The 21,754-nt window shown below is 35.1% G+C and carries 21 protein-coding genes and 1 pseudogene; 17 read left to right on the forward strand and 5 right to left on the reverse strand.

Annotated features, from left to right (window positions below):
- The first annotated feature begins 11 nt into the window (after nt 1-11).
- The 9 genes from rbsK to JFU23_RS19020 all read left to right on the forward strand — a co-directional run bounded on the left by rbsK (nt 12) and on the right by JFU23_RS19020 (nt 9,064).
- Nucleotides 12-908, forward strand: a complete 897-nt coding sequence (rbsK, locus tag JFU23_RS18980; protein WP_193663973.1) for a ribokinase — start codon at nt 12-14, stop codon at nt 906-908.
- Nucleotides 905-1,300 (forward strand): D-ribose pyranase, encoded by a 396-nt coding sequence (gene rbsD, locus JFU23_RS18985; protein WP_002125248.1) that lies wholly within the window; start codon nt 905-907, stop codon nt 1,298-1,300. Before rbsK ends, rbsD begins: the two co-directional genes overlap by 4 nt.
- Nucleotides 1,301-1,318: 18 nt before the next feature.
- A complete protein-coding gene (rbsA, locus tag JFU23_RS18990) occupies nt 1,319-2,803 on the forward strand; it encodes a ribose ABC transporter ATP-binding protein RbsA (protein ID WP_201032469.1) in 1,485 nt (494 codons plus the stop codon).
- A 3-nt stretch (nt 2,804-2,806) separates the two neighbouring features.
- Nucleotides 2,807-3,742, forward strand: coding sequence for an ABC transporter permease subunit (locus JFU23_RS18995; protein ID WP_201032470.1), 936 nt, complete (start codon nt 2,807-2,809; stop codon nt 3,740-3,742).
- A 14-nt stretch (nt 3,743-3,756) separates the two neighbouring features.
- Nucleotides 3,757-4,680, forward strand: coding sequence for a ribose ABC transporter substrate-binding protein RbsB (gene rbsB / locus JFU23_RS19000; RefSeq protein WP_002090926.1), 924 nt, complete (start codon nt 3,757-3,759; stop codon nt 4,678-4,680).
- 38 nt (nt 4,681-4,718) lie between these two features.
- Nucleotides 4,719-5,366, forward strand: coding sequence for a fructose-6-phosphate aldolase (gene fsa / locus JFU23_RS19005; RefSeq protein ID WP_201032471.1), 648 nt, complete (start codon nt 4,719-4,721; stop codon nt 5,364-5,366).
- A gap of 298 nt (nt 5,367-5,664) precedes the next feature.
- Nucleotides 5,665-8,058, forward strand: a complete 2,394-nt coding sequence (inhA2, locus tag JFU23_RS19010; protein WP_201032472.1) for a M6 family metalloprotease immune inhibitor InhA2 — start codon at nt 5,665-5,667, stop codon at nt 8,056-8,058.
- Nucleotides 8,059-8,376: 318 nt separating this feature from the next.
- A complete protein-coding gene (locus JFU23_RS19015; protein ID WP_002125258.1) occupies nt 8,377-8,718 on the forward strand; it encodes a hypothetical protein in 342 nt (113 codons plus the stop codon).
- A gap of 16 nt (nt 8,719-8,734) precedes the next feature.
- On the forward strand, nt 8,735-9,064 hold the full coding sequence (locus JFU23_RS19020) for a hypothetical protein (protein ID WP_078185075.1): 330 nt from the start codon (nt 8,735-8,737) through the stop codon (nt 9,062-9,064).
- A gap of 18 nt (nt 9,065-9,082) precedes the next feature.
- On the opposite strand, the gene JFU23_RS19025 is transcribed toward JFU23_RS19020, so the two are convergent.
- Complete coding sequence (locus JFU23_RS19025; protein WP_201032473.1) at nt 9,083-10,237, reverse strand: MFS transporter; 1,155 nt, start codon at nt 10,235-10,237, stop codon at nt 9,083-9,085.
- A gap of 226 nt (nt 10,238-10,463) precedes the next feature.
- On the opposite strand from JFU23_RS19025, the gene bdhA reads away from it, so the two are divergent.
- The gene (bdhA, locus tag JFU23_RS19030; RefSeq protein ID WP_000645834.1) at nt 10,464-11,516 is read left to right on the forward strand and encodes a (R,R)-butanediol dehydrogenase; all 1,053 of its coding nucleotides are present in this window, start codon (nt 10,464-10,466) and stop codon (nt 11,514-11,516) included.
- A gap of 118 nt (nt 11,517-11,634) precedes the next feature.
- Entirely contained in the window at nt 11,635-11,979 is a 345-nt protein-coding gene (locus tag JFU23_RS19035; RefSeq protein WP_000948238.1) for a potassium channel family protein, read from the forward strand.
- 73 nt (nt 11,980-12,052) lie between these two features.
- On the opposite strand, the gene JFU23_RS19040 is transcribed toward JFU23_RS19035, so the two are convergent.
- A complete protein-coding gene (locus JFU23_RS19040) occupies nt 12,053-12,931 on the reverse strand; it encodes a hypothetical protein (RefSeq protein ID WP_137058469.1) in 879 nt (292 codons plus the stop codon).
- A gap of 265 nt (nt 12,932-13,196) precedes the next feature.
- Between JFU23_RS19040 and JFU23_RS19045 the strand changes: the two genes are divergently transcribed.
- From JFU23_RS19045 to JFU23_RS19065, 5 genes are all read left to right on the forward strand, one after another.
- Complete coding sequence (locus JFU23_RS19045) at nt 13,197-13,541, forward strand: potassium channel family protein (protein ID WP_000948239.1); 345 nt, start codon at nt 13,197-13,199, stop codon at nt 13,539-13,541.
- 264 nt (nt 13,542-13,805) lie between these two features.
- Complete coding sequence (gene cerA / locus JFU23_RS19050; RefSeq protein WP_085309119.1) at nt 13,806-14,657, forward strand: phospholipase CerA; 852 nt, start codon at nt 13,806-13,808, stop codon at nt 14,655-14,657.
- Between the two features lie 76 nt (nt 14,658-14,733).
- A complete protein-coding gene (sph, locus tag JFU23_RS19055; protein ID WP_002125262.1) occupies nt 14,734-15,735 on the forward strand; it encodes a sphingomyelinase C in 1,002 nt (333 codons plus the stop codon).
- A 113-nt stretch (nt 15,736-15,848) separates the two neighbouring features.
- Nucleotides 15,849-17,021, forward strand: coding sequence for an amino acid deaminase/aldolase (locus tag JFU23_RS19060; RefSeq protein ID WP_201032474.1), 1,173 nt, complete (start codon nt 15,849-15,851; stop codon nt 17,019-17,021).
- Entirely contained in the window at nt 17,009-18,322 is a 1,314-nt protein-coding gene (locus JFU23_RS19065) for a D-arabinono-1,4-lactone oxidase (RefSeq protein WP_201032475.1), read from the forward strand. The genes JFU23_RS19060 and JFU23_RS19065 overlap by 13 nt, the downstream gene beginning before the upstream one ends.
- A 7-nt stretch (nt 18,323-18,329) precedes the next feature.
- Here JFU23_RS19065 and JFU23_RS19070 read toward each other — a convergent pair whose 3' ends face one another.
- Nucleotides 18,330-19,481, reverse strand: a complete 1,152-nt coding sequence (locus JFU23_RS19070; protein ID WP_201032476.1) for a VanZ family protein — start codon at nt 19,479-19,481, stop codon at nt 18,330-18,332.
- A gap of 171 nt (nt 19,482-19,652) precedes the next feature.
- Here JFU23_RS19070 and JFU23_RS19075 point away from each other — a divergent pair, with 171 nt between their 5' ends.
- Entirely contained in the window at nt 19,653-19,856 is a 204-nt protein-coding gene (locus JFU23_RS19075) for a hypothetical protein (RefSeq protein WP_201032477.1), read from the forward strand.
- A 148-nt stretch (nt 19,857-20,004) separates the two neighbouring features.
- Here JFU23_RS19075 and JFU23_RS19080 read toward each other — a convergent pair whose 3' ends face one another.
- Complete coding sequence (locus JFU23_RS19080) at nt 20,005-20,817, reverse strand: undecaprenyl-diphosphate phosphatase (protein ID WP_002010553.1); 813 nt, start codon at nt 20,815-20,817, stop codon at nt 20,005-20,007.
- Between the two features lie 132 nt (nt 20,818-20,949).
- Nucleotides 20,950-21,468, reverse strand: a pseudogene (locus JFU23_RS31235) (methyl-accepting chemotaxis protein); the annotation flags it as partial.
- Nucleotides 21,469-21,754 lie beyond the last annotated feature (286 nt).

Genomic DNA, 21,754 nt, shown 5'->3' on the forward strand with positions numbered 1-21,754 from the left:
AGATGAGACAGATGCCAAATATTGCAGTAGTAGGTAGCATTTCAATGGACTTAGTGGCTGTTTCAAAAATACGGCCGAAAGCAGGAGAAACAGTAATTGGTGAAGCGTTTCATACGATACCAGGAGGAAAAGGGGCAAACCAGGCAGTTGCTGCAGCTAGATTAGGAGCAAATGTAGCGATGGTTGGTGCAGTAGGAAATGATGATTACGGAACAGTAGTTAGAAAAAACTTGGAGAACGAACGCATTTTTATCGACTATGTGGTACCGGTTACAGATAGGACGACAGGAATCGCTCATATCGTTTTAGCAGAAGAGGATAACAGTATTGTTGTCGTACAAGGAGCAAATGCTCTTGTAAATGAGTCGGTTGTAGATCGTTCAAAAGACCTTCTTGTAAAAGCTGATATGGTTGTTCTTCAACTAGAGATTCCGCTTGAAACAGTAAAATACGTTCTGTCTATTTGTGAGGAGCATAAAATTCCAGTTATGTTGAATCCGGCTCCAGCACAATTTTTATCAGAAGATATTTTAGAAAAAGCGACTTATATTACGCCGAATGAACATGAATGTCGCATCGTATTAAATGATTTCACATCACCAATTGAAGAGTTACTTGCGAAATATCCAAATAAGCTATTGATGACGGAAGGGTCTAATGGTGTTCGTTTCCATAACGGAACGGAAGTTGTTCAAGTTCCAAGTATCGCTGTAGATGTAGTAGATACGACTGGAGCAGGTGACACATTTAACGGTGCGTTAGCAGTTGCGCTTTCTGAAGGAGTAACACTTCAAAAGGCAATTCGTTTTGCAAATATTGCTGGTGGTCTTTCTGTAACGAAACTTGGGGCACAGGGCGGTATGCCAACGAGAGATAGAGTACGTGAAGTGCAGGTGATTGTCGGATGAAAAAGCACGGTGTATTAAATAGCGAAATTGCGGCAGTCCTTGCTTCACTTGGACATACAGATACGATTGTAATTGCTGATTGCGGGTTACCTATTCCTGATGGAGTAAAACGAATTGATTTAGCAGTTGAAATCGGAAAGCCTAGCTTTTTAGACGTATTACAAGTAGTTGCTGATGATATGGCAATTGAAAAAGTGATGTTAGCAGAAGAAGTTATTATAAATAATGCAGAGGTAAATAAAGAAGTTGAGATGCGATTAATAGAGCCAGCATTTGAATATGTGTCTCATAAGGAATTTAAAGAGCATACAAAGAGAGCGAAGGCGATTATTCGTACAGGAGAAGCAACGCCTTATGCGAATGTTATTTTACATGCAGGCGTGATTTTTTAATAAAGGGATGTGATGAGAATGCATATTGAAATGAAGAACATTTCAAAAGCGTTCAGTGGTAATCCTGTTCTAAAAAACGCACAGTTTATGATTGAAACAGGAGAAGTCCATGCATTGATGGGGGAAAATGGAGCGGGGAAATCGACGCTCATGAAGATTTTAACAGGTGTATATAAAAAAGACAGTGGAACAGTCATGATTGATGGGAAAGAACGAACTTTTAAAAGTGCGAAAGAAGCTGAAGAGTATGGTATTGCATTTATCCATCAAGAGTTGAACATATTACCGAATTTAACGGTAGCTGAAAATATGTTTCTTGGAAAAGAGTTAATGTATGGGAAAACGGGCATTTTACGTACGCGTCAAATGAATGCGATTGCCCAGCAACAATTAGCAGATCTTGGTCTACATGTGAGAGGTGCTATGCTAGCAGGTGAATTATCAGTTGGACAACAGCAAATTATTGAAATTGCTAAAGCATTAATGACAAAGGCGAGCGTTATTATTATGGATGAACCTACAGCAGCATTAACAGATCGCGAAATTGAAACTCTGTTTATTGTTATTAATAAATTGCGTAAAGAGGGCGTTTCATTCGTTTATATTTCACACCGGATGGAAGAAATTTTTTCAATATGTGATGCTATTACGATTTTGCGTGATGGAGAATATGTAGGGAAGAGATTAATTCCAGAAACATCATTTGATGAAGTAGTTAGCATGATGGTGGGGCGCAGTATTGGTGAACGTTATCCAGAACGAAATAGTCAAATTGGCGAAGTGATTTTTGAAATGCGAAACGGAACGAAAAAGGGGAATTTTGAAAATGTTTCGTTTCAAGTTAGAAAAGGTGAAATCCTTGGTGTTGCGGGCTTGATGGGAGCTGGTCGCACGGATATTATGAAAGCAATATTTGGATATGAACCGCTCGATTCAGGAAAAATTTTCATGAATGGACAAGAAGTAAAAATTGATAGTCCAATTGATGCGATTAGACAACGAATTGCCTTTATTACAGAGGATAGAAAATCTGAAGGGCTTGTGTTAGATTTTTCGATTCGTGAAAATTTAGCTTTACCAAATTTAGAAAGTCTTTCAAAGGGAAGCGTTGTTAATAAAGGTTTAGAACAGCAATTTACTGAGGATATGATGAAGCTTCTTAATGTGAAAGCAGCAAACGGAGAGCAAGCTGTCAAATCTCTTTCTGGTGGAAATCAGCAAAAGATTGTAATTGCAAAATGGCTAGGTATTCATCCGCAGTTACTCATTTTAGATGAGCCAACAAGAGGGGTAGATGTTGGGGCTAAAAAAGAAATTTACTCTATTATGAATAAGCTTACTGAGCAAGGAGATGCCGTTATTATGGTATCGTCTGAGCTTCCAGAAGTTTTAGGAATGAGTGATCGTGTTCTCGTTATTCATGAAGGGAAAATCGGTGGTATTTTAGAGAAAGATCAGGCATCGCAAGAGTCTATTATGGCACTAGCTACAGGGGGAGAGTAAGATATGGCTAAGAAGGGGAATGTATTACAACAACTTGGTTCTTTAATTGGGTTAGTATTAATTATCGTGGTAATTACAGCTTTAAATCCAGCATTTATTGAAATTCCAAATTTATTTAATATACTGCGCCAAGTATCGATTAATGCACTCATTGCATTCGGAATGACCTTCGTTATTTTAACAGGGGGTATTGACTTATCGGTAGGTTCTATTTTAGCATTATCAAGTGCACTTGTTGCCGGAATGATGGCAAGTGGCATGGATCCGTTCCTTGCAATGGTAGTTGGATTATTAGCAGGTCTTGCAATGGGGAGTGTAAACGGTATCATTATTGCGAAGGGAAAAGTAGCTCCGTTTATTGCAACTTTAGCAACAATGACTATTTTTCGCGGGTTGACGCTTGTTTATATGGACGGACGTCCGATCACTGGCCTTGGTGATCATTTAATGTTCCAAATGTTTGGCCGTGGTTATTTCCTTGGTATTCCTGTGCCAGCCGTTACAATGATGATCGCTTTTGCAGTACTGTACTTTATTTTAAAGAAAACAACGTTTGGTCGCCGTACGTTTGCGATTGGTGGAAATGAAGAAGCGGCAGCTTTATCAGGTATTAATGTTACGAGAATTAAAGTAATGATTTACGGTCTTTCCGGAATTTTGGCAGCGCTTGCAGGTATTGTCTTAACATCAAGGTTAGATTCTGCACAGCCGACTGCTGGTACTTCTTACGAATTGGATGCAATTGCTGCAGTTGTGTTAGGAGGAACGAGTCTTTCAGGTGGAAGAGGATGGATTGTTGGTACATTCATCGGTGTGCTTATTATTGGTGTACTAAATAACGGTTTAAATTTATTAGGTGTATCTTCTTTCTTCCAACAAGTTGTAAAAGGACTTGTAATCTTACTAGCTGTACTAATTGATCGTCGAAAAGAAGCGTAATGGAGGGGCAATTCATGAAAAAATGGTTACTGATACTCGTTGCATGCATCATGGTAGTTACTGCTGGTTGTTCAATGGAACCACCAGAATGGGCAAAGGATTCTAGCGATAAAGGTCGAAATAAAACTATTAAAGTTGGATTTTCTGTTTCAACTTTAAATAATCCATTTTTCGTCACGTTGAAAAAAGGTGCAGAAAAGAAAGCAAAAGATAGCGGCATTGAATTAATTGCTGTTGATGCACAAAATGATGCAGCGAAGCAAACAAACGATGTTGAAGATTTAATTCAAAAAGGTGTCGATGTAATTGTTATTAATCCAACCGACTCAGATGCTGTTGCTTCAGCGGTAAGTGCAGCCAATGCAGCCAATGTTCCTGTTATTACAGTAGACCGAGTTGCAAATTCAGGTAAAGTTGTTTCTCACATAGCTTCCAACAATGTAGAAGGTGGTCAAATGGCTAGTGATTACATTCGGGAAGTAGTTGGTGAAGGAACAAATGTCGCTGAGTTAGAAGGAATACCTGGATCGTCTGCTGCTCGTGAGCGTGGGAAAGGATTCCATAACGTAGCTGATAAGTCTTTAAAAGTAGTAGCAAAACAAGCAGCTGATTTCGATCGTGCAAAAGGATTATCCGTTATGGAAAATATTTTGCAAGCAAATAGCGATATAAAAGCAGTGTTTGCTCATAACGATGAAATGGCATTAGGTGCAATTGAGGCATTGAAATCTGCTGGTAAAACAGATGTGGTCGTTGTTGGATTTGATGCAACGGATGATGCTGTAAAAGCGGTTAAAGATGGGCGTATGGCAGCAACAGTCGCTCAAAAACCAGAATTAATCGGAGAGAAGGCGATGGAAACAGCGAAAGAGATAACACAAGGTAAAAAAGTGGACAAATTTATTCCGATTGAATTAGAGCTTATTAAGAAAAAATAAATAAATATAAAATGAAAATTAGGAAGGAAGAATAACAAATGAAATTTTTTATTGATACAGCAAACATTAACGAAATTAAAGAGGCAAATTCATTAGGTGTAGTAGCTGGAGTAACGACAAATCCATCACTTGTAGCAAAAGAAGGCGTAGATTTCCATGAGCGTATTCGTGAAATTTGCAGCTTTATTGAAGGACCTGTAAGCGCAGAAGTAATTAGCTTAGAAGCTGATAAAATGATTGAAGAAGGAAAAGAGTTAGCAAAAATCGCTCCAAACGTTGTTGTAAAAGTTCCAATGACAACAGAAGGCTTAAAAGCAGTAAAAGCATTCTCAGATTTAGGAATTCGTACGAACGTTACATTAGTATTCTCAGCGGTGCAGGCATTACTTGCAGCTCGCGCTGGTGCGACATACGTTTCACCGTTCTTAGGTCGCCTAGATGATATCGGTCATAACGGTATGGACTTAATTCGCCAAATCGCAGAAATCTTTGCAATTCACGGCATTGAAACAGAAATCATTGCAGCATCTGTACGTCATAGTGTTCACGTAACAGAAGCAGCATTAAACGGTTCACATATTGCAACAATCCCAGCAAACGTAATCGCTTCATTAGTGAAGCATCCATTAACAGATCAAGGAATTGAGAAATTCTTAGCTGATTGGGAAAAAACACAAGAGAAATAATACGAAATAGAGAACCCAAGTTTAATTAACTTGGGTTCTTTTTTTGTTTGAAAGAATTTTCATGCAATTGTGCATATTGTCTTTTAAATTTTTAATATAAGCTATTTAATATATACAAATCACTCTTTATTTTTCACATTTCGACATAAAAAGATAGAGGGTCTGACCAGAAAACTGGAGGGCATGATTCTATAACAGAAAGCTTATTTCTTATAGAATCATGTCTTTTATTATACAAGGGAGGATAGATTACATATTTTTATCTGAAGTTTAAGATTGATACAAGGGGATGATTAAAATGAGAAAAAAAGCGCCATTTAAAGTGTTGTCATCATTAACGATCGCGACACTCATCGGATGCTCAGCTGTAATGAGTGCTCCGTTAGCATACGCAGAAACGCCAGCAAAAGAAAGTGTGTCTACAACGCCAATTGATCATAATTTAATTCAAGAAGATCGTTTAGCAGAAGCGCTGAAAGAAAGAGGAACGATTAATCCAGCCTCTTCTAAAGAAGAGACGAAAAAGGCTGTAGAGCAATATATTGAAAAGAAGCAAGGGGATCAGGCAAATAAAGAAATTCTTCCGGCGGATACTGCTAAAGAGGCATCTGATTTCGTGAAAAAAGTAAAAGAGAAGAAAATGGAGGAAAAGGAGAAAGTAAAGAAACCTGAAAAAAATGTGAGTCCTGAGCAAAAACCAGAACCAAATAAAAAACAACTGAATGGACAAGTCCCAACTTCTAAAGCAAAGCAAGCGCCGTATAAAGGGTCTGTTCGAACTGATAAAGTATTAGTATTACTCGTTGAATTTAGTGATTATAAACATAATAATATTGATCAAACACCAGGATATATGTATTCGAATGACTTTAGTAGAGAGCATTATCAAAAAATGTTATTTGGTAATGAACCGTACACATTATTTGATGGTTCAAAAGTAAAAACGTTTAAACAATATTATGAAGAGCAGTCTGGTGGAAGTTATACGACAGATGGATATGTAACGGAGTGGCTAACTGTTCCAGGAAAAGCGTCTGACTACGGTGCTGATGGTAGTAGTGGTCACGATAATAAAGGACCAAAAGGCGCACGTGATTTAGTGAAGGAAGCTTTAAATGTGGCAGCTGAAAAGGGATTAGATTTATCTCAATTTGATCAATTTGACAGATATGATACAAATGGTGATGGTAATCAAAATGAATCTGATGGTGTAATTGATCATTTAATGGTAATCCATGCTGGTGTTGGTCAAGAAGCTGGTGGCGGTAAATTAGGTGATGATGCGATTTGGTCACATCGTTCAAAATTAGCAACAGATCCAGTAGCGATTGAAGGTACAAAATCAAATGTAGATTACTTTGGTGGAAAAGTAGCGGCTCATGATTACACAATTGAACCAGAAGACGGTGCGGTAGGTGTGTTTGCACATGAATTTGGACATGACCTTGGCTTACCGGATGAATATGACACGAAATATACTGGAACTGGTTCACCTGTTGAAGCGTGGTCATTAATGAGTGGAGGTAGCTGGACAGGAAAAATCGCAGGAACAGAGCCAACTAGTTTTTCACCACAAAATAAAGACTTCTTACAAAAGAATATGGGTGGAAACTGGGCGAAAATTTTAGAAGTAGATTACGATAAAATTAAGAGTGGTGTAGGCGTTCCTACATATATTGATCAAAGTGTTACGAAATCCAATCGTCCAGGCGTTGTACGTGTTAACTTACCAGGTAAAAGTGTTGAAACAATTAAACCGGAGTTTGGAAAGCATGCATATTATAGTACAAGAGGAGATGATATGCATACGACATTAGAAACACCATTCTTTGATTTAACAAAAGGAACAAATGCGAAATTTGATTATAAAGCGAATTATGAACTAGAAGCAGAGTGTGATTTCATCGAAGTACATGCTGTAACTGAAGATGGAACGAAAACATTAATTGATAGATTGGGAGAAAACATAGTCCAAGAAGATAAAGATACAACAGATGGAAAATGGATTGATAAATCATACGATTTAAGTCAATTTAAAGGGAAGAAAGTTAAACTACAATTCGACTATATTACAGATCCAGCTTTAACATATAAAGGTTTCGCAATGGATAATGTAAATGTAACAGTTGATGGACAAGTAGTATTTTCAGATGACGCAGAAGGACAGTCTAAAATGAAGTTAAATGGATTCGTTGTTTCTGATGGGACAGAGAAGAAACAACATTATTATTATTTAGAGTGGAGAAACTATGCTGGATCAGATAATGGATTAAAAGCAGGAAAAGGTCCGGTGTATAATACTGGTCTTGTCGTTTGGTATGCAGATGATAGTTTCAAAGATAACTGGGTTGGGGTACATCCAGGTGAAGGCTTCCTTGGTGTTGTAGACTCTCATCCAGAAGCGTTTGTTGGTAATTTAAACGGGAAACCAGCGTATGGTAATACAGGCATGCAAATTGCAGACGCTGCCTTTTCATTTGATCAAACACCCGCATGGAGTGCAAATTCATTAACACGTGGACAGTTTAACTATTCTGGATTACAAGGTGTTACAACTTTTGATGATTCAAAAGTATATAGTAACAAACAAATTGCAGACGCGGGAAGAAAAGTTCCAAACCTTGGACTTAAATTCCAAGTTGTTGGACAGGCAGAGGATAAATCGGCAGGCGCTGTTTGGATTAAACGTTAATAACATAAAAGCACATTCTTCATATGAAGAGTGTGCTTTTTAATTTGTACATTAAGTTATTATTTTAGCTTATGTAATACAATTGTCTGTTCATATGTAGTGTATCAAATTATGTGGGTAAAGGAAATATTTCCGAGGAAATTGTCGAAGTATCGTCGGTATTTATACACTTTCTTTGTAGATGAAGAAATGTAGTATTGCCTTTACAGTTTAATTTATTTACATTGTTATTTGGCTATACACAAAAGTGATATATTCGGCAATCAAAGAGCTCTATTCGATAGGGCTCTTTTTTATGGATAGAAAGGAGTGAACTAAATGAAAGAAATAATTGAATGTCCACAGTGTGAAGGGAATATTACTGCACAACATATTATTGATCTTCCGCATCCTTTTTCATTCAGGTGTCCACACTGTAAGGTGAAATTAAAAGAAATGAGGATCACACCATGTTTAATATTAGCGGCAATTTGTATAATTCCACTGTTTATTATGATTGGAGAGAGTATTAAGGAATTACTAGTAAAATATTTTTCTATTATAGATGATGTACCAACTGTACTTATTTTCTTCTTATTTTGTTATCCGTTGTATTATCTTTATGAAAAATATAATGCCATATTGTTTATTAAATACGGCTTGTTGAAAGTCAAAAGTTGAATAGGAGCTTATCATTATGTTGTGGAAAGTTTATTTAGTAATTATAGCGATATTAACTATAACTTCGCTAGTAAGAGGCATGTTTCAAACACTAATTCAAAAGTTTGATTTTGTGGTGACTATTATTACATGGATAGGACTATTTGGATTTGTTTTTGATGTACAAATATTGACGCCGATCGTTTGGCAATGCATCTTCGTATTTAGCATCATTTGGACTTTAACTGCAGTTTTTGTTTTACGTTTATATGAAGAGAAGGATGACCCGCTACCTTTTATATTCAAATTAATTGGTATTATCCCAACGCTGCCATTATATTACGGATTATATCAATATGCATTTTAAAAAAAGACAATGATGGAATTAACCCATCATTGTCTTTTTTACTTTGCTTCTTACAAAAATCATTCCAGCAAATGTTAACAAGAATGCAGTTCCGATAACGAAGCTGACGCTAGGCGATGCCCCGATTGCTCCGACTGTAAAGGAGCCAGCAACAACTCCTAACGAGAAGAATGCATAAAACAATCCGAATGCTTTCCCTCGGTTACTATCTGTTGTATTTTCAACAAGTAAAGCATTAATTGCTGGGAAGAGGATAGCGAATCCAATTCCATAAATTATCATAACGATAAAGAGCATGCCTTTTGTTGCAAATAATCCGAGTAAAGATAACGCTAGTGCCATTACTGCAATCCCGATTAGCATTAGTTTGGAACGATTAAATCGATCGTAAATGCGATTTGTTGGCAGTAAGAAGAAGAGGATAGCGGTAATTCCGAATACACTTAACATCATGCCTGTTGTAGATGCTTTAAGTGCTAATGCTTCAACTTTTACTGGTAACATATAAGTGACAATCCCTTGTGAAAACATTAGTGTGAAAGCACCAATATATGCTTGTAATAACGGTTCTGATTTCAATAGTTCAATCATATCTTCTTTGTTCATCATTTGTGTTCTTGATGTATCTTTTCTTGATACGTTATTTGGTAAGAAAAATAGAGATACGATTGTACCAAGGACCATTAAAATAGAAATAGTAATGAACACCCACTCTATACCAGCTGTTGCTTTCATAATGCCGCTGAAAGCAGGTCCTACGATTGCAGCTGTTCCAACAGCGGCACCAGATAGAGCCATTGCTTTACCTTGCCTTGCTGAATTCGTTTGCTTTGATAAAAACGTAAAGGCAGCAGGAATTAAAAATCCGTCACTAAAACCGTGCATAAAGCGAACAACTAATAGTTGTTCACCACTTTGAACAACGGTATATAACAAGACTATGAAACTCGTAAGTCCCATGCTTATATAAAGTATTTTTTTTGCACCAAATTTATCGACAGCAGCGCCAGCAATAATATTACCGATTATATTAGCGAATGAGTACATACCGATAACTAGCCCGATAACAAGAGGGGTTCCTCCAAGACTTTGAGCGAAAGTACTCATAATAGGTAATTGTGAAAATGTATCTAAAAACGCTACGATAACAATAAAGTAAATAAAATATTTCAAGCGATATTCACCTCTCCTATGCTATTATGGCATAATGCTAATTTCAACCGCAATGAAATTAGCATTAACAGATGTGGAAAAAAGTACAAAGTGACAAAATATTGAACGTTATTTGTTAAAATTTAGTGTAATCGAGATTGTTTTTTTGAAATATATGGATAGAAGTATTATAATAGATTGGTAAACTTCACCAGGTTAAGTATATACGTAGAGAGGGATGTATAAAATGAAAGCATTACTTTGGCATAATCAACGCGATGTACGAGTAGAAGAAGTACCAGAACCAACTGTAAGACCAGGAGCAGTTAAGATTAAAGTGAAATGGTGTGGTATCTGCGGAACAGACTTGCATGAATATTTAGCAGGACCTATTTTTATTCCAACAGAAGAGCACCCATTAACACACGTAAAAGCACCGGTTATTTTAGGTCATGAGTTTAGTGGTGAGGTAGTTGAAATCGGTGAAGGCGTTACTTCTCATAAAGTGGGAGATCGCGTCGTTGTAGAACCAATTTATTCTTGTGGTAAATGTGAAGCTTGTAAACACGGACATTACAATGTTTGTGAACAACTTGTTTTCCACGGTCTTGGCGGAGAAGGCGGCGGTTTCTCTGAATATACAGTAGTACCAGAAGATATGGTCCACCATATTCCTGATGAAATGACGTATGAACAAGGTGCACTTGTAGAACCAGCAGCAGTAGCAGTTCATGCAGTACGTCAAAGTAAATTAAAAGAGGGAGAAGCTGTAGCGGTATTTGGTTGTGGTCCGATTGGACTTCTTGTAATCCAAGCAGCAAAAGCAGCAGGAGCAACTCCTGTTATCGCAGTGGAACTTTCTAAAGAACGTCAAGAGCTAGCTAAATTAGCAGGTGCTGATTATGTATTGAACCCAGCAACTCAAGATGTACTAGCAGAAATTCGTAACTTAACAAATGGTTTAGGTGTAAATGTGAGCTTTGAAGTAACAGGTGTCGAAGTAGTACTTCGTCAAGCGATTGAAAGTACAAGTTTTGAAGGACAAACTGTAATTGTTAGTGTGTGGGAAAAAGATGCGACAATTACGCCAAACAACCTTGTACTAAAAGAAAAAGAAGTTATCGGTATTCTTGGATACCGTCATATCTTCCCAGCTGTTATTAAATTAATTAGCTCTGGCCAAATTCAAGCAGAGAAATTAATTACGAAAAAAATCACAGTGGATCAAGTTGTTGAAGAAGGATTTGAAGCACTTGTAAAAGATAAAACACAAGTGAAAATTCTTGTTTCACCTAAATAATAGAGAATAGTAAAAAGTAGCCCTTTTCTAGAAATAGAAGAGGGCTACTTTTTTTCTATACAGAAAGGTGATAGACTTTCCTTTAACTAAAGGTATTTTGTTTGGAAGGGGAAGTCTAATGCTTTCATTTATGTTGACATTGAAACGGATGTTAAAAGCTTGTTTACGAGCGTGGAAAGATAAAGAATTTCAAGTATTATTCGTATTAACATTTTTAACATTAACATCTGGTACGATTTTTTATAGTACAGTTGAAGGATTACGTCCTCTTGATGCTTTATATTTTAGTGTGGTCACGTTGACGACTGTCGGTGATGGGAATTTTAGTCCGCAAACTGATTTTGGAAAGGTATTTACGATTTTATACATATTTATCGGGATTGGATTAGTGTTTGGATTTATTCATAAATTGGCAGTTAATGTGCAACTGCCAAGTATATTATCGAAAAGAAAAAAAGAGTAAAGCATGTGGATGCTTTACTCTTTTAAAGTATACAACTAATTTTATTAATAAAACTCTCAATTATTAATAGTTATCATAGCCCCAAGATTTTATTTACTATCTGTTGAAGCACTTTGTCTGCTGTATTTCGAAAAAGCTCTGTTGAAAATTCTTTACATCTTTTTCTAATAGTTGATTCAAAAAGATCTCTATCTTCCGCCTTGCTAGCATGAAGAGCTTCAATACTGGCTTCTTTTACATCAGAATCAATTTTAATAGCTTCTATTACTTTTTCCAACTCTGAACCAAGTTCTTTCCAGTCATAGTTATCTACTTTATTAGTTTTAAGGTTATTATTATTACCAAAATTCGCTCCATTTATTGAAGAATCTTTAATATCTCGAATCTTCACGGAATTATCTTCATTTCTCTTATTAAAACTATCTTTATTATGAGAGTTCACATTGGCTCCCTCTTGAATAGTAGTATCAATAACATTGTTGTCTCCATTTACCTTGTAATCATTTCCATAAACTATTTTCTGCTCTTCTATCTTCACTATATATTCCATATTTTTATTATTAAAAGAATTTTCTACAATAGACTTAGCTTTTTCTAGAAAAGACTTATCTGAAAAGTAAATTCGATAGTACTGACCTGAATTCATTTGGAAATTCAAATACAAATTATTACTTAAATACGATTTATAAACCGACCAAATATATAGCCCCGATCCAATCCCTCCAATGAACCCAACCAATGGAATTTGGAACATAAAGAAGCAAGATATTAAAAAGATAACTATCGCAAGATAAGGGATTCTTAATTTCTTTTTACCCGCGTATACAACTGCTATATTACTTAAATGTAAAGTAATATCATTAAACTTCAAAATATTATCTTTAATCATAATCGTCTCAGTGACTATTTCTTTATCATCTGAAGCAATTAAATTTGAAAAACTCTTCTCCATATTAATTCACTCTCTCCTAAAATAGTACTTCTGTCTCTAATAGTAAAAAACTACTAAAATAAAACTATGTATATTAATATTAAAATATAAATGGTTTTATTTCAATAACCTAATATACCTTTTTTGAATTCTGTATATCTATGCTAAAAATGAAGCAATACTTCTTGATAAAAAATGAATCCTAGGAAAAGTGAACATTCTTCAATATAGAAAGGTGATAGACTTTCCTTTAACTAAAGGTATTTTGTTTGGAAGGGGAAGTCTAATGCTTTCATTTATGTTGACATTGAAACGGATGTTAAAAGCTTGTTTACGAGCGTGGAAAGATAAAGAATTTCAAGTATTATTCGTATTAACATTTTTAACATTAACATCTGGTACGATTTTTTATAGTACAGTTGAAGGATTACGTCCTCTTGATGCTTTATATTTTAGTGTGGTCACGTTGACGACTGTCGGTGATGGGAATTTTAGTCCGCAAACTGATTTTGGAAAGGTATTTACAATCTTATACATATTTATCGGGATTGGATTAGTGTTTGGATTTATTCATAAATTGGCAGTTAATGTACAGCTGCCAAGTATATTATCGAATAGAAAAAAAGAGTAAAGCGGTTAATCGCTTTACTCTTTTTTTACATTAGTTTAGACAAGTATTTGCAGTAGCTTAACAATATTTTATTACAATGTAAGTGTATTCATTCATTATATTCACTATGTATAAAGTTATAATGATATGAACATTTGCATATTTTAATTTATTGATAGAAATTTTGTGAAAGGTGGGATATTCTAGTCATAGGTTAACCGGAAGACATCGTAGGATCCTAACAAAATATGAAAAATAATTCAATTATAAAATGGAGGATTTCAGATGAAAAAGAAAGTTCTTGCTTTAGCAGCAGCTATTACGTTAGTAGCGCCATTACAAAGCGTTGCATTTGCTCATGAAAACGATGGAGGACAGAGAGTTGGAGTTATTCCGCGCTGGTCTGCTGAAGATAAGCATAAAGAAGGCGTAAACTCTCATTTATGGATTGTAAACCGTGCAATGGATATTATGTCTCGTAATACGACAATTGTAAAACAAGATCAAGTTGCACTATTAAATGAATGGCGTACGGAGTTAGAGAACGGTATTTATGCTGCGGACTATGAAAATCCTTATTATGATAATAGCACATTTGCTTCACACTTCTATGACCCTGACAATGGAAAAACTTATATTCCATTTGCAAAGCAGGCAAAGGAAACTGGGGCTAAATACTTCAAATTAGCAGGTGAGTCATACAAAAATAAAGATATGAAACAAGCATTCTTCTATTTGGGGTTATCTCTTCATTATTTAGGGGATGTAAATCAACCGATGCATGCAGCAAACTTTACAAATCTTTCGTATCCACAAGGGTTCCATTCTAAATATGAAAACTTTGTAGATACGATAAAAGATAATTATAAAGTAACGGATGGAAATGGATATTGGAACTGGAAAGGTACAAATCCAGAAGATTGGATTCATGGAGCGGCAGTAGCTGCGAAACAAGATTACTCTGGCATTGTAAATGATAATACGAAAGATTGGTTCGTGAAAGCAGCTGTATCACAAGAATATGCAGATAAATGGCGCGCTGAAGTTACACCAATGACAGGTACGCGATTAATGGATGCACAACGTGTTACTGCTGGATACATCCAGCTTTGGTTTGATACGTACGGAAATCGTTAAATATTTGAAAAAGGTCAAATCTCATAATAGAGTATTTGGCCTTTTTATCACTACACAGTACATGGAGGTATGAAACGTGAAAGGTAAATTGCTAAAAGGTGTACTTAGCTTTGGTATTGGTTTAGGAGCTTTATATAGTGGATCTTCAGCTCAAGCAGAAATGTCTATAAATCAAAATAATACATTAAAAGTGATGACGCATAATGTGTACATGCTATCAACGAACTTATATCCGAACTGGGGACAAAATGAGCGTGCTGATTTAATTGGAGCAGCGGATTATATGAAAAATCAAGATGTTGTTATATTAAATGAAGTATTTGATAATAACGCTTCAAATCGCTTATTAGGAAATTTGAAGAAAGAATATCCAAATCAAACGGCAGTATTAGGTCGTAGTAACGGAAACGAATGGGATAAAACATTAGGTAACTATTCATCTTCGACCCCTGAAGATGGCGGTGTAGCTATTGTAAGTAAATGGCCAATCATTGAAAAGATTCAATATGTATTTGAAAAAGGATGTGGGCCAGATAACTTATCAAATAAAGGATTTGTATACACAAAAGTTAAGAAAAATGATCGTTTCGTTCATGTAATTGGGACACATTTACAAGCTGAAGATAATATGTGTGGACAAACTTCGCCAGCATCTGTACGTACAAAACAGCTACAAGAAATTCAAGAGTTTATTAAAAATAAAAATATACCAAATAACGAGTATGTGTTAATTGGTGGTGATATGAATGTGAATAAAATAAATGCTGAGAATAATAGTGACTCAGAGTACGCATCCATGTTCAAAACATTGCACGCTTCTATTCCATCTTATACTGGACATACTGCAACTTGGGATGCGACGACAAACAGTATTGCGAAATATAACTTCCCCGATAGCCCTGCCGAGTATTTAGATTATATTATTACAAGTAAGGACCATGCTAATCCATCGTATATAGAGAATAAGGTGTTACAGTCGAAATCGCCACAATGGACTGTTACGTCATGGCTCAAAGAATATACATATAATGATTACTCGGATCATTATCCAGTAGAGGCGACTATTTCTATGAAGTAGAGTAGCCTTGAAAAAGTTTCTTCGTAAAGAAGAAACTTTTTTTATTTGAAAACAGGAAAATCATTCTTTCTTTCCAATATGTATAAGACATATATAGAAGAGGAGAGAAAACTGTGGATAGAGGAATTTTTAAGGAAGTTCCATTACCGTGTGCATTTTTAGATGAAGTGGCTTTAGAGAGGAACATTCAATCGATTATAGAGTTAAGTGGAGATAAGAAGATTCGTATAGCGAGTAAATCATTACGCTCTGTTCCAATTATGAAAAAGATTTTGGCTGCAAATAATCGCTTTCAAGGTATTATGTGTTTTTCTCCTAGAGAAGCTTTGTTTTTAATTGAACAAGGATTTAATGATTTATTGCTCGGATATCCTGTTTATGATGAAAGAGCTTTACATGAAATTAATTTGCTGACAAAGCAAGGGCACATTATAACTTGTATGGTGGATTGTGAAGACCATATTACTTATTTAGAAAAAATTGCTGAGAAGTCTAAAGGGTGTTTTCGCGTTTGTTTGGATATTGATATGAGTAGTCGTTTTTTGAAATTTCATTTTGGTGTAAAAAGATCCCCGGTAAAAGATGTGCAGAGCGCTTTGAAAATAGTAGAAAAGGTGAAGGGCTCATCATATTTAATACTAGATGGTGTAATGGGATATGAAGCTCAAATTGCCGGGGTGGGGGATCATATACCGAATCAATGGATGAAAAGTAAAGCTGTTTCGTATTTAAAGAAGAAATCAGTGTTAGAGGTTAAAGAAAGAAGAGAACGTATCGTAAAAGAAATACAAAACCTTGGTATTGAACTAAGATTTGTAAATGGGGGAGGAACAGGAAGTATAAAAACAACTGAGCAAGATAACTCAGTTTCAGAGATTACTGTAGGATCCGCCTTTTACTCTCCTAAACTGTTTGACTATTATAAAGAAGTAAAATTTCAGCCAGCTGCCGGATTTGCTTTACCAGTTGTACGCAAACCGGCTCCTTTTATTTATACTTGCCTAGGTGGCGGATATATTGCCTCAGGTGCAGTTGGTAAAGATAAAGAGCCTGAGGTTTGGATGCCGCATGGTGCAAAACTATTAGCTTTAGAAGGTGCTGGTGAAGTGCAAACGCCAATTTTTTATGACGGTGAGGAACGAGTAGCGATAGGAGATTCTATCTTGTTTCGTCATAGTAAAGCTGGAGAGTTATGTGAGCGTTTTCCTGTTTTGTATCGCATTAAACAAGGAGAAATCGTTGGAGAGTATTCAACATATCGGGGGGATGGACAATGCTTTCTATAAAGGGACAAAAATGGAGAAATTGGACAGGGAATGTAGAAGGAACACCGCATTATACGATGTATCCAAAAAGTATACAAGATGTAGTAGAAGTTGTGGGGCTTGCACGAAAAAAAGGAAAGAAAATTCGTGTTGTCGGTTCAGGGCATTCTTTTACACCTCTTGTGCAAACGGAAGAAATTTTAGTTTCTTTAGATGAATTGAAGGGCATTGGGAATATTGATGCAGAGAAGATGGTTGCCGAAGTGTGGGCGGGAACAAAGTTACATGATTTAGGGAAGTTACTTCAGGAAAAAGGTTATGCGCAAGAAAATTTAGGGGATATTGATTCACAATCTATTGCAGGAGCGATTAGTACGGGGACTCATGGGACGGGTGTTACATTTGGGAGTTTATCAACACAAGTTATAGAGATCACGGCAGTTTTATCAACAGGTGAGAGTGTAGTTTGTTCAGAAACCGAGAACGCCGAATATTGGAAAGCATTTCAGTTGTCGCTTGGAATGCTAGGTATCATTGTAAAGATAAAATTGAAGGTTATCCCAGCGTATTCGCTTGTTTATGAAAGTGAAAAACAATCATTGTCTACTGTAATGAACAAACTAGAAGAATATAAGAAGAATCGTCATTTTGAATTTTTCGTTTTTCCTTATTCAGATGAAGTACAAGTGAAATTTACAAACGAAACAACGAGTAAAGCAAGTGATTTGAAATGGCATAAACTAAAGGTGGAGTTACTTGAAAATAGGATGTTCTCTTTATTATCTAAAGGGTGTAAATGGTTTCCTTCTATAAGTAAAGGAGTAAGCCGATTATCAGCTAAGGCTGTACCGAACACGAAAATAATTGGACCAAGCTATGAAGTGTTCGCTACATCACGTACAGTTCCATTTTATGAAATGGAGTACAGTGTCCCTTCAAAGTATATGAGGGCTGTTGTAGAAGAAATTTCAAATCTTATTGAAAAGAAAAAGTATAAGGTGCACTTCCCGATTGAATGCCGCTACGTGAGAGGTGATGATATATGGCTCAGTCCAGCATATGGAAGAGATTCAGCGTATATAGCTGTTCATATGTATAAAGGTATGAAGTATGCCGCTTATTTTGGTGAAGTGGAGAAAATTTTTCTAAAGTATGAAGGGCGCCCACATTGGGGGAAAATGCATACGTTAACGTACGAAAAATTGCAAAATATATATCCAGAATTGCATTCGTTTCTAAAAGTGAGGAAGTCACTAGATGAAACAGGAATATTTTTAAGCCCTTATACAAAAAAGTTATTTACGATTATGAAAAAAAGCTGACAAATTATTATTTGTCAGCTTTTTTAAGTGTAATTGCATTTCTTGTATGACTAATACGCTCGTAAAATAGTAATTTATCACTGCTAAATACATGTAATAAAACATGAATAATAAATAGCCCGTTAATTACAAATTGGAATAACAGTATAACTAGTAATACTAAAGGCTCTGTATGATTTAAAATAGAGCTACTAGAAAGAATGTAATTGATTCCACCTAAAATGAAATAGAATATACCGTAACGAATGAATAATTCTTTTAGTGTAATACGCTCTGCTTGTCCTTTAATGTAAATACGAAGCAACGCTTTCCCTATTGTTCTTCCATTTGTAAAGTATGGGATGATAATAAAGTAAATTAAGATTGAACATGCGATGAAAAGGAGTTCGTATACATTTGTATAAGATTGGATGTTAGAAATAAATAGTGAGTTTCCTTTGTTTTTAATGAAAGGTACAACGATAGATAAGAAGATCCAATCAATTTGCATAGCGATGAGACGACGAACGAATCCGACTGGTTTCGTTTCCAAATCAATATGACTATCTAATTCGCTTGTTTTTGGCAGGAAGTACGTAAATATTGGTGCAATGATAAAACCGATTACGCCGCCTAGTGTGTTTAAAAACAGATCGTCGATATCGAATAAGCGATATGCACAATTATAAATACCATATAATCCAGTTACTTGTGTTAATTCAAAGAACAGTGAAAGGCAAAAAGAAATGCACACTGTTTGGAAGAAACTACGTCGGAAATAATAACGTAAGTAAATACCGAATGGAACGGTTAATAGAACGTTAAAAGCAACTTGTAAAAATGCAGATTCTTTTAATAACAAGAAATAAGTAGTAGGTTTCGTTAAAATTGCCGATGTATGATTACTAATCTCTTGTATGAAATAAAATGGTGAGAGTTGCATATGCTGTGTATTAGCGGGTTGTAGGCTACAAGTATCATACGTTTGTGGTAACGGCAAAATAACAAGAAAATAGGCATTTAATAAGTAAAGTAATAATGAGTATAAAATAAATGAGCGCCATTTATTTAAATAACCGTATTTTCGATAATTAAATATTAAAAAAGGAATTAATAGAAACATTGCTAAAATAGGAAATAAAATAAAAGCTGTTTTTACTGGAAATAAATATGCAGTCAAAATGAAGCTCCTTTCAATGAAATTTCGTTTATCATTATAGCGCTTAAAAGAATGTAAAACAAAGTTGAAATAGCTCGAAATAGAAAAAATTACAAATTTAAAATAGATTAAGTTATAATAAGTTTAATATAAATATATTATGATTATACAAGTTGAAAGAGGGTACATGATATGCAATATGAGCTTTTTTCGGTAAGCGGGGATCATATTACAACTTTTGAAAGCACATGGCGTTTTCAAGAGGAGGAACAGATTTTTGTTCATGATGATAATACAAAACGAAATTTTATTATTATTCGCTTAACACATGATTTATTTCAAAAAAATACACATGTTATTCGCTTGTATTGTCAGGAAAAGAAAGTTTATGCATAAGGAAAACCCACTTACTGTATGAGGGCAGTAAGTGGGTTTTTATCACGCTATTTGTGGGCAGTAAAACTCCCACCTCAAAATTCAGGTGGAGCAAAGAAGTTAGGCAGCAGGGGGGATGAACAAAACCCTCACTGATTAAAGTTTCATTTTATAAGAAAATGATAGTTAGCACACCTACGATAATACAGTAGAAAGAGAAGTATTTTAAATTTCCTTTTGCCATAATGTTCATAAACCATTTTAATGAAATATATGTCATGACAAATGTTGCGATGAAAGCAACAATATAAGGTACAAATAATGTATCTAAATTTGGATCGTTTGCAATGTCTGTAATACTTAACAATAAACCACCTAAGCTAACAGGAATGTATAGTAAGAATGAGAAGCGAAGAGCTGTTTCTTGCTTCATACCAAGTAACATTGCTGCCACGATTGTAGCACCTGATCTGCTTATACCAGGAATTAGTGCACAAGCTTGTGCTAGACCAATAATGATTGCATCTTTCATAGAAAGGTCGCCATCATTTTTACGTCCACGCAAGTTTCGAATAATCCAAAGGCCGATAGCAGTAATAAGAAGGGAAATCCCAACCATTTTAACACCTTTTAAATAGTGGTCGATATAATCTTTAAATAAAACTCCAATTACACCTGCTGGAATGGTTGCAATAACAAGGTAAATAATAAAGAAGAAATCTGATTTTGCATCTTCTGCTCTTGTGAATATATAAGATAGACCATTCTTTGTTAGACGAATTAAGTCATTTCTATAAATAAGTAATACAGCTAATAATGAAGCTGAATTAACAAGTAGCTCAAAGCTAAATCCTTCTATTTTTAGTCCTAGCAAATGCTGTGCTAAAACGAGGTGACCACTTGAAGAAATCGGAATTGGTTCTGTTAGTCCTTGGAACAGACCAAGAATTAAATATTTTAAAATGTAGTAAAATTGTTCCATAATAACCTCCTTGTTTATTAGTCGAAAGAAACAACTTGTCCATTATAACAAGAATACGGATGAATATTGAGAAGAAATAAATATTCGAAATATAATAAAAATCCCTTATAACAGTATAAGGGATTTTTATTATTAATGAGAAACTACTGTTTCTTCAAGACTTTTCGTTAATTGAACATCGACTTTCTCAGCATCATGAATATGATTCATAATAGTAGTATTTAACTTTTGGAACATTTGTTGTGTATTAGCGAATTCACGTAATATATCATTATTACAAGATTTTTGGTTTTCGATAGCTTTAATAACATTTGTAGCACCGCTTTGTAACGTTTGAATCATAATTAAAATGTTTTCAATTCTAGCGTTAGTATCAGCGCTCATTTCTACACCTTCATCAACTAAATGCAAATTATCTTTTGTGTTATCGTATGCTTTTTCAATTTCTTCTTGAATTTTTTTCGTTAAGTTACCGATGTTTTTTGTACTTTCAGCTGTACTTTCAGCTAGTTTTCTTACTTCGTTAGCAACAACAGCAAATCCTTTACCGTGTTCTCCAGCACGTGCAGCTTCAATACTTGCATTCAACGCTAGTAAATTTGTTTGTGCTGCAATGTTTTGAATCACTTCTACAATTTGTTCAATTTCTTTTGAGCGTTCACTTAAATGATTCATACTATTAGACGTGCGCTGAGATTGTTCACCTAATTTATTAATTACAATAAGTAAACGGTGAACAGATTCTTTTCCTTCATTAGAGCAATCGATAATTTCTTCAATAGACTGAATTAAGCTTTGTTCTTTTTGTAACATTTCACTATTTAATTCATTGGAATGTGTCGTACGTGTTGAAACATTTTCAAAACATGAGTTTAATTGTTGAATTAAATTTTGGAGTGTATGGTGCTGGTTATTTACAAGTTGATGCTCTTGAACA

The sequence above is a fragment of the Bacillus sp. TH50 genome (assembly GCF_016650565.1).
In the GTDB taxonomy this organism is placed as follows: domain Bacteria; phylum Bacillota; class Bacilli; order Bacillales; family Bacillaceae_G; genus Bacillus_A; species Bacillus_A mycoides.